This window comes from Micromonospora taraxaci (assembly GCF_007830095.1).
Taxonomy (GTDB): domain Bacteria; phylum Actinomycetota; class Actinomycetes; order Mycobacteriales; family Micromonosporaceae; genus Micromonospora; species Micromonospora taraxaci.
In genome coordinates this window covers 1219381-1230705 of record NZ_VIWZ01000001.1, presented here as the reverse complement: position 1 = coordinate 1230705, position 11325 = coordinate 1219381, and the positions used below count along the sequence as shown (strand labels likewise).

Here is an 11325-nt window from a genome sequence, read left to right as displayed (position 1 = left end):
GCTGCGTCGGTCGATCCGGCGTGGTCGTTGTGTGCGCAGGACGTGGCAGCGGGTGCGGTTCTCCGGTCCGCGTGCCGACCGGTGAAAGCTCAGCCCGCCCGTACGGGCCCGTCGAGGAGACGACTCGAATGACTTCAACGGCAACGAGGCCGCGGGGAGCGCGGGCGCGCGCCGCCATCGCGGCGAAGACGTTGCGTACCGACCGCTGGTGGTTCGCCCCGCTGATCACCGTGATCGGGCTCAGCGCCTGGGTCGTGTACGCGACGGTCCGGGTCTTCCAGCACGACAACTACTGGGTCAACGACTACCACTACCTGACCCCGTTCTACTCCCCGTGCGTGACCGACAGGTGTGTTGAGGCAGCCTCGCACTTCGGGCGTTTCCTGCCCGGCTGGTGGATCATCCCGGACGCCGCGCTGACCCTGCCGTTCCTGTTGCTGTTCCGGCTCACCTGCTACTACTACCGCAAGGCGTACTACCGGTCGTTCTGGCTGTCGCCGCCGGCCTGCGCCGTGCCGGACGGCCACAAGGAGTACGGCGGTGAGACCCGTTTCCCGCTGCTCGGTCAGAACCTGCACCGCTACTTCTTCTACGCCGCCGCGATCATCTCGCTGATCAACACCTGGGATGCGATCCTCGCCTTCCACTCCCCCAAGGGCTTCGGCTTCGGGCTGGGCAACATCATCCTGGTGCTGAACGTGGTGATGCTCTGGGCGTACACCATCTCCTGCCACTCCTGCCGGCACATCATCGGCGGCCGGTTGAAGCACTTCTCCAAGCACCCGGTGCGGTACAAGGCCTGGACGTTCGTCTCGGCGTTGAACGTCCGGCACATGCAGCTCGCCTGGATCACCCTCGGCACCCTGGCGCTGGCGGACTTCTACATCATGGCGCTCGCTGCCGGCTGGTTCTCCGACCTGCGGTTCATCAACTAAAGGGCCCCTGACATGACCACTACCACTCGCATCGAACGACACCACTACGACGTCGTCGTCATCGGGGCCGGCGGCGCCGGTCTGCGTGCCGCCATCGAGGCAAGGCTCGCCGGCAAGAAGACCGCGATCATCTCCAAGTCGCTGTTCGGCAAGGCGCACACGGTGATGGCCGAGGGCGGCGCGGCAGCCGCGATGGGCAACGTGAACAGCAAGGACAACTGGCAGGTGCACTTCCGCGACACCATGCGCGGTGGCAAGTTCCTGAACAACTTCCGGATGGCCGAGCTGCACGCGAAGGAGTCGCCGCAGCGGATCTGGGAGCTGGAGACGTACGGTGCGCTCTTCGACCGCACCAAGGACGGCAAGATCTCGCAGCGCAACTTCGGTGGCCACGAGTACCCGCGCCTGGCGCACGTGGGCGACCGGACCGGCCTGGAGCTGATCCGCACCCTCCAGCAGAAGATCGTCTCGCTTCAGCAGGACGACCACCGGGAGTTCGGCTCGTACGACGCCCGGATCAAGGTCTTCTCCGAGACCACCATCACGGAGCTGCTGCTCGACGGTGACCGGGTCGCCGGCGCGTTCGGCTACTACCGCGAGTCGGGCGAGTTCATCCTCTTCGAGGCGCCGGCCGTGGTGCTGGCGACCGGCGGTGTCGGGCGCTCCTACAAGGTCACCTCGAACTCCTGGGAGTACACCGGGGACGGGCACGCGTTGGCGCTGCGCGCCGGGGCGACGCTGATCAACATGGAGTTCCTCCAGTTCCACCCGACCGGCATGGTCTGGCCGCCCTCGGTGAAGGGCATCCTGGTCACCGAGTCGGTCCGTGGTGACGGTGGTGTCCTGAAGAACTCCGAGGGCAAGCGGTTCATGTTCGACTACGTCCCCGACGTCTTCCGCAAGCAGTACGCGGAGACTGAGGAGGAGGCGGACCGCTGGTACACCGACCCGGACAACAACCGGCGTCCGCCGGAGCTGCTGCCCCGTGACGAGGTGGCCCGTGCGATCAACAGCGAGGTCAAGGCCGGTCGGGGCTCCCCCGCCGGCGGCGTCTTCCTGGACATCGCGAGCCGGCGTTCGGCCGACGAGATCCGTCGGCGGCTGCCGTCGATGTACCACCAGTTCAAGGAGCTGGCCGACGTCGACATCACCTCCGAGGCGATGGAGGTCGGGCCGACCTGTCACTACGTGATGGGCGGCGTCGAGGTCGACCCTGACTCGGGTGCGGCCTTCGGCCACGTACGCGGCCTGTTCGCCGCCGGTGAGGTCTCCGGTGGCATGCACGGCTCCAACCGGCTGGGCGGCAACTCCCTGTCCGATCTGCTGGTCTTCGGCAAGCGGGCGGGCGGGCACGCGGCCAGCTACGCCGACGGGCTGACCGCCCGGCCGAAGGTGGCCGTGGACGCCGTCGAGGCCGCCGTGGAGACCGCGCTCGCTCCGCTGCAGCGCGACACCGGCGAGAGCCCGTACACCCTCCAGCAGGACCTTCAGGCGGTGATGGGCGACCTGGTCGGCATCATCCGTAGGGAGGGTGAGCTGGCCGACGCCCTGGTGCGGCTGGCCGAGCTGCGCGAGCGGGTCGCCAAGGTGAGCGCGGCCGGTGGCCGGCGGTACAACCCGGGCTGGCACCTGGCCCTGGACCTGCGCAACATGCTGGTGGTCTCGGAGTGCACCGCGAAGGCGGCGCTGGAGCGGCAGGAGTCGCGCGGCGGGCACACCCGGGAGGACTACCCGGCGATGGAGCCGAAGTGGCGGCAGGTGAACCTGGTCTGCTCGCTGGACGGCGACACCGTACGGCTGACCCGTAAGCCGCTGCCGAAGATGCGGCCGGAGCTGATCGGCCTCTTCGACCGTGCGGAGCTGGCCAAGTACCTCACCGACGAGGAGCTGACCGACTTCGACGCCCTCGTTGCCGACGCTGGAGAGGCGGACAACCGATGAGCGCGAAGCGTCAGTTCCGGATCTGGCGGGGCGACGAGACCGGCGGGGACCTGCAGGACTACATGGTGGAGGTGAATGAGGGCGAGGTCGTCCTCGACGTCATCCACCGCCTCCAGGCCACCGACGCACCCGACCTGGCCTGCCGGTGGAACTGCAAGGCCGGCAAGTGTGGCTCCTGCTCCATGGAGATCAACGGCAAGCCGCGGCTGGGCTGCATGACCCGGATGTCGACCTTCGGCGACGACGAGACGGTCACTGTCACCCCGCTGCGTACCTTCCCGGTCATCCGGGACCTGGTCACCGACGTCTCGTTCAACTACGAGAAGGCACGGGAGACGCCGGCGTTCGCCCCGCCGGCCGACGTCGCACCCGGTGACTACCGGATGCAGCAGGTCGACGTGGAGCGCTCGCAGGAGTTCCGCAAGTGCATCGAGTGCTTCCTGTGCCAGACGGTCTGCCACGTCATCCGTGACCACGACGAGAACAAGCAGGCGTTCTCCGGGCCCCGGTACTTCATCCGGGCGGCCGAGCTGGACATGCACCCGCTGGACACCCGGACGGACCGCAAGGAGTACGCGCAGGCCGAACAGGGCCTCGGTTTCTGCAACATCACCAAGTGCTGCACCGAGGTCTGCCCCGAGCACATCAAGATCACTGACAACGGGATCATCCCCATGAAGGAACGGGTCGTCGACCGCAGGTACGATCCCCTTGTGTGGCTTGGTAGCAAGATCTTCCGCCGGGGCGAGACGCCCCAGACCAGCGTGACCACCGCCCGTCAGGGCTCGGCGACGCCGGGTTCAGCCCACGGTGGGCTGCACTCGCACGCGGGTGGTTCCCACGACTCCCGGGCCGAGGCGCAGGCTCAGAGCGGCGTCAACTGGGACCGGGAGGTGCCCCACCCGACCGCTCCGGCGGTGGACGACCGGGGCAAGCTGCCGCTGACCGAGCTCACCTTCGACCGGCCGGCCGCACCGTCGCCGTTCGGTGACGACGTGACCTTCCCGCTGCCTCCGGAGCACCTCAACTTCGCGCACCCGGACCAGGACAAGCACTGACCACCCGAACCAGACGGGGGCCGCGGCTGTTGCCGCGGCCCCCGTCCCGTTCCCACCCCACCCCACCCCACCCCGGTGATCAAAGACCCGGCACCGCCCCGGCATGTCCGTGATGAGCGTGATTCCGCTGTGGCATCTAGATGCCACAGCGGAATCAACGTCGTTCCAATCCTGACCCGCGGATACCGGATGTTTCGGCCACCGAATTAACAGGAAGCAGGGTGGGCCGGGGCGGGGGTCAGGGGCAGGGCGGGGGTCAGGGGTTTTTCAGGACGGGACGGAGGGCTGCGACGATGGGGGCGTCGGCGGGAAGCCAGGTGACCGAGTCCAGTTCGTCGGCGGTCAGCCACCGCAGCGCCTCGTGTTCCAGTGCCTGCGGCTCGTCGCCGTCGAGCAGACGGGCGGCGTACACCTTGAGCACCGAACGGCCGTGTGCCATCCGGACGTCGCGACCGACCCGATCACCGATCTCGACGCGTACGGCCAACTCCTCGACGCACTCCCGGACCAACGCGTCGACCTCGGCCTCTCCCGGCTCGACCTTCCCGCCGGGGAACTCCCACATCCCGGCCACCTCGGGCGGGGCGGAGCGCGCGCAGGCGAGCACCCGCCCGTCCCGGATTATCGCCGCGCCGACGATCACCTTCGGGTCCCGTCGTTCGACCTGCCCGCCATCATTCGCCCGTTCGGTCCGCACGGGCGTCCAGGGTGCCAGATCAATCGGCGGTTTGGGTACCGGAACCGTCCGCTAGGTCAATAGAACACGGAAGTGTGGGCGTGGACACCCCTCCCGCGTGGGGAGAGACTAGGGGACACCGACAAGACACGGGATGGCGACGATTTGGCCACAAGCCGGCAACGGCGCTTGGGGGGTGCGGTGATGCGCGTGCTGTTCAACAGCAGGTCGAAGCACGACTACCTTGCCGACGCGTTGACCTTGCTATCTGGTTGGACACGCGAAGGGGAGCAGATCCGACGGACGCTCGTGATCGACGATACCCAACACGCGGCGCTAACTGAACGGGTCAAGGTCGTCGCGGACGCGCTGCACCTGCGCCCGGAGATCAGCCGACGGTCCGACAGCACCCAGATCCGGGTCGGGCACGGCCACGGCGAGCCCCTGACCGAGGGCGAGGTCCTGCTGGCCGCCCGCATCGAGGACGCCTACCGGGCGGTCACGGAGTCCTGACGTCCGCCTCGGCAGCCACCTCCACGTCCTGCGGGTACCAGCGCAACTCCACCACGTTGCCGTCCGGGTCGCTGACGTAGATCGAGGTCGCCGAGCCGCGGGCACCGAACCTGTCGACCGGCCCGGTCAGCACCGTGAAGACTCCCGACTCGACCACCCGCTCCCAGTCCAGCGGTGCCACCACCAGGCAGAAGTGGTCGACGTTGGTGCCCTGCCGATCACCATGGGGAAGGTCGCCACGGTCGAGGTCACCACGGACGAGGTCGATGATGCACCCGGCGCTGACCCGCACCGACGGGAACGGCACCCGTCCGGCCCGCCACTCGTCCACCCGGACCGGCGGCAGCCCGAGCTGGCCGCGGTAGAAGGCCAGCGAGCGCTCCACGTCGGCGACGGTCAACACCAGGTGGTCGAAACCGGTCACCCGTACCGCGCTCGCCTGGTAGTCGTCGATGCTCATGTCGCTGCCCTTCGTTAGGTGTTCCCGGCCGCGTTCACGATCCCCGCACGGAGGACGCCGACCAAGACCTCATGCCGCTACGATCGTTGCCCACAGGTCAACGGTGGGAGCGACGTGCTGGAGCGGTACGAGGTCGAGGCGTTCCTGACGCTCGCCGAGGAGTTGCACTTCGGCCGGACCGCCGAGCGGCTGGCCGTCAGCACTGGTCGGGTCAGCCACATCGTGAAGAGGCTGGAGCGCCGGATCGGCGCGCCGCTCTTCGCCCGCACCAGTCGGGTCGTCCGGCTCACCCCGATCGGGCGGCAGCTCGCCGACGAGCTGGCCCCGTTGGTGGCCGGCATGGACGAGGCCGTCCGCCGGGCGGTCGACGCTGGCCGGGGCGTCACCGGGACGCTACGGGTGGCGTTCCTCGGCGAGTGGACAGCGCCCGTGCTGCTGCGGGCCGTGGCCCTGTTCGGCGAACGGCATCCCGACTGCCGGGTGGAAGTGCACGAGGCACAGCTGTCCAACACCCGGTCCGGGCTGCTCGACGGCTCGACGGACGTGCTGATCGCCTCGTTCCCGTTCGACGGCATGGCCACCGGTCCGGCGCTGCTCGCCGAAGATCGGGCGCTGGCGGTGGCGGCGGGTCACCCGCTCACCCGGGAACCGTCGGTGTCGCTGGAGGTGCTCGCCGATCACCCGGTGGTGCAGTACCCGGCGGTGACCTCGGCGGAGTTCAAGCGGGACCGCACCCCGGAACGCACCCCGACCGGCCGGCCCATTCCGAAGGGACCCGCTGGGAACACCTTCTCCGAGATGCTGTCGTTGGTCGCGCTGGGCCGAGGCGTACTGCCGGTGGGTGAGCACACGCGCCGCTACTACCCCCGCCCCGACGTGGCGTACGTGCCCATCCACGACGCACCACCGATCGAACGTGGGCCGGTGTGGCTGCCCAGCAACACCACCACCCGGGTACGCGAGTTCGTCCGCGCCGCGACCGACGCGAACGCGCCGTGAGGCACGGCGAGTTCCAGCATCCCCGCCTGGTCGAGGTTTACGACGCGGAGTGCCGGTGGGGGCCGGACGACGACTTCTTCCAGGCGGTGGTGGGCGAGACTCCGGCGGCCCGGGTGCTCGACCTCGGCTGCGGCACCGGCCGTTTGACTGTTGCCCTCGCCGCCTCGGGTCACACCGTCACCGGCGTCGACCCCGCCGGCGCGTCCCTGGCCGCCGCCCGCGCCCGGCCCGGTGGCGAGCGGGTGACCTGGGTCGAGGGCACCTCGGCCGTGCTTCCGAGCGAGGTGTTCGACGTGGCGGTGTTGACCAGCCACGTGGCGCAGTTCTTCGTGGACGACGCGGAGTGGGCGCGTACCCTCGCCGACCTGCGCCGTGCGCTCGTGCCCGGCGGTCGGCTGGTGTTCGACGCCCGCGACCCGGCGGACCGCCGATGGGAGCTGTGGAACCCGGTGGATTCGCAGCGGCGGATCACAGTGCCGGGCGGTGGCGAGGTCCGCGCGTGGACAGCTGTCACCGGGGTACGCGACGGAGTGGTCGACTTCACCCACCACTACCACTTCGCCGACGGCGAGCGGTTGGCCAGCTCGGCGACCCTGCGCTTCCGCACCGAGGCGGAGCTGCGCGCGTCTCTGACCAGTGCGGGTTTCCTGGTGGACCGCGTCTACGGCGGTTGGCGCCAGGAGCCCGTCGGCCACGGCGACGGCGAATTCGTGGTCCTCGCCCGGGCTGGCACTGTGGCACCGGTTTTCTAGCCTGGGACGCATGGCGAACATCGCGTACGACCGCAAAGAGCAGGTCCAGCAGATCGAGAGCGGCCTCCTCGAGGGTGAGCAGATCATCGCCGTCTACGACGCCGTCGGCACGGGCACCGGCTTCATCGGGCTGACCGACCGCCGCGTGATCATCCAGGACCGCTCGTTCGTCGGGAAGCGGTTCGCGATCACCAGCATCCCGTACTCGAAGATCACCAGCGTGAGCGTGGTCAGCAACAAGTCCTGGGGAGGGTCGTTCTTCTCCACCGGCGCGATCGCGATCCACGTCGGCACGCACACCTACGAGGTGGAGTTCCGTGGTGCGCAGAAGAGCCACCACGTGCACAACGTGATCCTGCACCACATCTCCTGACCTGAAGTCCCGCTACGGGCCCGGCTGGCGTAATTGCCTTGCCGGGCCCGAGCCGTCTCTGGTGTCCTCGGTCGACAGTCACGCGAAGGGAGCAGCGCCATGCCCGCTACGACGAAGTGCCTCCGACCCGACGTCAATCGCACCGAGGAATCGAGACTTCGTGAGCAGATCTGTTCCCCCGACCACGGCGCCGCTGCGCGCCACTGACACCGACCGCGGAGGCCGCTGATGTCGGTCTTCGACGATCCCGGCCTCTTCGGCCGGCTGTGGGCCGCCGACTACGACGGCCCGGGCAACCCCGACCCGATGCCGGCGGTGGACTTCCTGGCCGACCTGGCCGACGGTGGTCCGGTTCTCGAACTGGCGATCGGCACCGGCCGGGTCGCGCTCCCCCTGGCCGAGCGCGGTCTGACAGTGCACGGCGTCGAGGCGTCCGAGGAGATGCTGGCGCATCTGCGGGCCAAGCCCGGGGGCGACCAGATCCCGGTGGTCGTCGCCGACATGGCCGACGTGCCGGTGCCGGGTGAGTTCCGGCTCGCGTACCTGGTCTTCAACACGCTGTTCAACCTGGTCGACGCCGAGCGGCAGGCGGACTGCTTCCGCAACGTCGCCCGGGTCCTGTCGCCCGGTGGCGCGTTCGTCATCGAGACGTTCGTGCCCGACCCGCGTAGCTTCGACGCGGACGAGCAGGTGCAGGTACGGGAGGTCACCGAGGACTCCGCGACGATCCGGCTGCACAGGTACGACCGGCCGGCGCAGCGGTTCATCAGGCAGACCATCACCTTCGACAGTGATGGTGTGCACCTGAAGCCGTTCGCCATGCGGTACGCCTGGCCGCACCAGATCGACGCGATGGCGCAGCAGGCGGGGCTCCGGCTCACCGAACGGTACGCCGACTGGCAACGGCGACCGTTCCAGGCCGACAGCCCGTCGCACATCTCCGTCTACCGAGCGGAGTAGCGGCGGTTGGTCGACTCCGGTTCCCGACGGAGCCGGAGTCGGCCTTCCGCGCTCGGCTGATTCTGCTGACGGCAGTTTCAGTTGATCCGCCGGCCCGCGCCGGGGTGAGCTGAGACCATGCCATCGAAAGCCGCCGGTTTCCCGCGCTCCTCGCCGTACTGGCCGGTGGTCAGTCACCCCCAGCTCCGGCGGGTCCTGCCCGGGCTTGCCGTGTCCGCGTTGGGTGACGGCATGGCGGTGGTCGCGGTGACCTGGCTCGCCATCCAACTCGCACCGCCGGATCAGCATGGCACCTGGATCGCTGCCGCCGTGGCGGCGTACACCCTGCCCAGCGCTGCCGGGACGATCGTCTTCGGTCGGTTGCTACGCGGGCGCAGCGGTGCCCAGCTCGCCGGTTGGGACGCGATCCTGCGGGCCGGCGCGCTCGCGGCGATTCCCCTCGCCCACCTCGCGGGCGTACTCACCGTGGGGTTGTACGTCCTCCTGCTCGCCGTGTCGGCGTTGCTGCACTCGTGGGGTACCGCCGGGCGTTTCACACTGATCGCCGAGCTGCTGCCGCAACGACACCACCTGCCGGCGAACGCGCTGCTCACCACCATCGCCGGTTTCGCCACAGTCGTCGGCCCACCGCTGGCGGGACTCCTGATCGAATGGGTGAGCCCGGTGTGGGTCCTCGCCGCCGACGCCGCGACCTTCGCCGTGCTGGCCCTCACGTACCGCTTCGCCCTTCCCGCCACCGACCGGGCCGCACCGCACGACCGCGAGGTGTCACGGACTGCTGGTTTCGCTGTCATCCGCCACCAGCCCGCCCTGCTGGGCCTCCTGGTCCTGAGCCTCGGGTTCTTCTTCCTCTTCGGACCGGTGTACGTGGCGATGCCGATGCACATCACCGACGACCTGCACGCGTCGGCGACGCTGCTCGGCATCTACTACACCGCCTTCGGTGTCGGTGGCCTCGTCGGAGGTGTGGTCGCGGGTCACCTGCACCGCTGGCCGTTGGGGGCCACCACCATCGGCATCGTCGTCGGGTTCGGGGCGGCCATGCTGCCGCTCGGCCTGGGCGCACCGGTCAGCCTGTCCCTGCCGGCGTTCGCTCTCGCGGGTGTGATCTGGGCGCCGTACCGCTCCACGTCGATGGCGCTGTTCCAGCGCAGCACGTCGACCGAGCAACTGCCGGCGGTGCTCGCCGCGAACGGTGCCATCCTCGTGCTGGCCGTACCTCTGGGCACCATGCTGGGCGGGCCGTTGGTGGGCGCCATCGGCGCACGCCCGACGCTGCTGCTCTGCGCGGTCGCGATCGTGGCCCTCGGGCTGGTCGCCGCGGGGTTCGCGATCTCGCGGCGGAGCGCGCGAACCCCCGGCGGTCCAGCCGTCACCGAGATCAGTGCCCGTCGCTGATCTGGACGTCGTCCGGTGCCGGCCTGCCGCGCCCCGTCTCCACCAGCGCCTTGAGACTCATCAGGAAGGTCGCCCACTTGGTGCTGCACTGGTGCATCAGTTCGGTCGGCTCGCGCCAGCCCTCGTGCGTGAACTGGACGATCGTGTACCTGCCACGCTGTTCGAGACGCCAGTTGATCTGAGTGCCGATCCATTCCGCGGGGCCGTCGGTGACCCGCCACCGCACCCGGCCGGCCGGGTCCGACTCCAGGATGTCCAGGTCGAAACCATCGTCGTCGCCGAACCGGACGGCCAACCGTCCTCCGACCTCGCTCTTGCCGGCCGTGTCGACCGACCACCATCCGGCGACGCCCTCGGGAGTGGCCACCGCTCGGTGGACGTCGGCGAGCGGAGCGACGACGCCGACCTGGTGCAGAATGTTGACCATTGTCATGCTCCTTCGTCGTGGTGGCGATCGCGTTCGATCGCCTCGGCGATCCGCTTGATCCGGCGCAGACGGGCATCCCAGGTCGCACCGACCGCCGACAGTTGGGCGACCGCACGGGCGAGCTGCGCCTCGTCGACCTGGTAGTGACGCTCACGGCCCGCCGGCTCGCCGTGGATCAGCCCCACCCGGTCCAGGACGGCCAGGTGCTTCGCGACGGCCTGGCGGGTGACGGGCAGCCGCCTGCTCAGCGACGTGGCCGTGCCCGGTCCGTCGGCGAGAAGAAGATCGATCATGGTACGACGGGTGGGGTCGCCGATCGCGGACCACAGTTCGTCGTCGACTTCCGTTCTCACGGGGTGGCGACCAGCCGCGCGACGTACGTGCCCAGCCTGGGCATGTAGTGGTCCCAGCCGTTCTCGTGGTCGCGGTACTGCTCTTCCAGGACGGCGACCTCCCAGCCCATCTCGCGGAACCCCGTCTCGGTCATGCGGACCCGGGTGCCCGCACCGCTGGGCGCCAGGTCGAAGGTGACGAGCAGCGCCTGCCCGTTCCGACCCTCGTCACTGAAGCACCACCGGAAGGAGAATCGCTTCGGCGGGTCGACCTCGACCACGGCGAGGGCGACGGTCGTCGTCTCGCCGGTGTCATCGTTGCGCCAGACCAGCTCGCCCGGTGCGCCCGCGACCGACTCGAACCGTGCGTCGTCCGGCCACCACTCCCGCATGTGCTCCGGTCGGCTGACCACCTCGAAGACGACCTCGGGTGACGCGTCGACGTGGATGTCGCGCTCGATCGTTCCCTGTTCCATGCCCTCACCCTTTCGCAACCTTTGG

General features: G+C 69.3%; 14 protein-coding genes. 9 read left to right on the top strand and 5 right to left on the bottom strand.

Annotated elements, in window-relative coordinates:
- Window positions 1-128: 128 nt before the first annotated feature.
- From FHU34_RS05885 to FHU34_RS05875, 3 genes are read left to right on the top strand one after another with little or no spacing between them, the layout of a single operon-like run.
- Window positions 129-935 carry a hypothetical protein gene (locus FHU34_RS05885; RefSeq protein WP_145779038.1) on the top strand — a complete coding sequence of 269 codons (807 nt, stop codon included), beginning with the start codon at window positions 129-131 and terminating at the stop codon, window positions 933-935.
- A gap of 12 nt (window positions 936-947) precedes the next feature.
- Window positions 948-2876: a fumarate reductase/succinate dehydrogenase flavoprotein subunit gene (locus FHU34_RS05880; RefSeq protein ID WP_145779037.1), complete on the top strand. Its 1929-nt coding sequence runs from the start codon at window positions 948-950 to the stop codon at window positions 2874-2876.
- On the top strand, window positions 2873-3934 hold the full coding sequence (locus FHU34_RS05875; RefSeq protein ID WP_145779036.1) for a succinate dehydrogenase/fumarate reductase iron-sulfur subunit: 1062 nt from the start codon (window positions 2873-2875) through the stop codon (window positions 3932-3934). Before FHU34_RS05880 ends, FHU34_RS05875 begins: the two co-directional genes overlap by 4 nt.
- Before the next feature lie 256 nt (window positions 3935-4190).
- On the opposite strand, the gene FHU34_RS05870 is transcribed toward FHU34_RS05875, so the two are convergent.
- Window positions 4191-4631: a (deoxy)nucleoside triphosphate pyrophosphohydrolase gene (locus FHU34_RS05870; protein ID WP_145779035.1), complete on the bottom strand. Its 441-nt coding sequence runs from the start codon at window positions 4629-4631 to the stop codon at window positions 4191-4193.
- A gap of 183 nt (window positions 4632-4814) precedes the next feature.
- Here FHU34_RS05870 and FHU34_RS05865 point away from each other — a divergent pair, with 183 nt between their 5' ends.
- Window positions 4815-5123, top strand: a complete 309-nt coding sequence (locus tag FHU34_RS05865) for a 4a-hydroxytetrahydrobiopterin dehydratase (protein WP_145779034.1) — start codon at window positions 4815-4817, stop codon at window positions 5121-5123.
- Here the strand turns inward: FHU34_RS05865 and FHU34_RS05860 are convergent.
- Window positions 5110-5583, bottom strand: a complete 474-nt coding sequence (locus FHU34_RS05860; protein WP_145779033.1) for a VOC family protein — start codon at window positions 5581-5583, stop codon at window positions 5110-5112. The genes FHU34_RS05865 and FHU34_RS05860 overlap by 14 nt on opposite strands.
- 114 nt (window positions 5584-5697) lie before the next feature.
- Between FHU34_RS05860 and FHU34_RS05855 the strand changes: the two genes are divergently transcribed.
- The 5 genes from FHU34_RS05855 (at window position 5698) to FHU34_RS05835 (ending at window position 10065) form a co-directional block, all read left to right on the top strand.
- Window positions 5698-6582, top strand: a complete 885-nt coding sequence (locus FHU34_RS05855) for a LysR family transcriptional regulator (protein WP_145779032.1) — start codon at window positions 5698-5700, stop codon at window positions 6580-6582.
- On the top strand, window positions 6579-7334 hold the full coding sequence (locus FHU34_RS05850; protein WP_145779031.1) for a class I SAM-dependent methyltransferase: 756 nt from the start codon (window positions 6579-6581) through the stop codon (window positions 7332-7334). Before FHU34_RS05855 ends, FHU34_RS05850 begins: the two co-directional genes overlap by 4 nt.
- A 10-nt stretch (window positions 7335-7344) precedes the next feature.
- On the top strand, window positions 7345-7707 hold the full coding sequence (locus tag FHU34_RS05845; protein WP_030337500.1) for a PH domain-containing protein: 363 nt from the start codon (window positions 7345-7347) through the stop codon (window positions 7705-7707).
- Between the two features lie 228 nt (window positions 7708-7935).
- Window positions 7936-8667, top strand: coding sequence for a class I SAM-dependent methyltransferase (locus FHU34_RS05840; protein WP_145779030.1), 732 nt, complete (start codon window positions 7936-7938; stop codon window positions 8665-8667).
- Between the two features lie 117 nt (window positions 8668-8784).
- Window positions 8785-10065 (top strand): MFS transporter, encoded by a 1281-nt coding sequence (locus tag FHU34_RS05835; RefSeq protein WP_145779029.1) that lies wholly within the window; start codon window positions 8785-8787, stop codon window positions 10063-10065.
- Here FHU34_RS05835 and FHU34_RS05830 read toward each other — a convergent pair.
- The 3 genes from FHU34_RS05830 to FHU34_RS05820 are packed head-to-tail and all read right to left on the bottom strand — an operon-like array spanning window position 10049 to window position 11300.
- Window positions 10049-10492 (bottom strand): SRPBCC family protein, encoded by a 444-nt coding sequence (locus tag FHU34_RS05830; RefSeq protein ID WP_145779028.1) that lies wholly within the window; start codon window positions 10490-10492, stop codon window positions 10049-10051. The genes FHU34_RS05835 and FHU34_RS05830 overlap by 17 nt on opposite strands.
- Window positions 10493-10494: 2 nt before the next feature.
- Window positions 10495-10845, bottom strand: a complete 351-nt coding sequence (locus FHU34_RS05825; protein ID WP_145779027.1) for an ArsR/SmtB family transcription factor — start codon at window positions 10843-10845, stop codon at window positions 10495-10497.
- Complete coding sequence (locus tag FHU34_RS05820) at window positions 10842-11300, bottom strand: SRPBCC domain-containing protein (RefSeq protein ID WP_145779026.1); 459 nt, start codon at window positions 11298-11300, stop codon at window positions 10842-10844. Before FHU34_RS05820 ends, FHU34_RS05825 begins: the two co-directional genes overlap by 4 nt.
- Window positions 11301-11325: the final 25 nt, after the last annotated feature.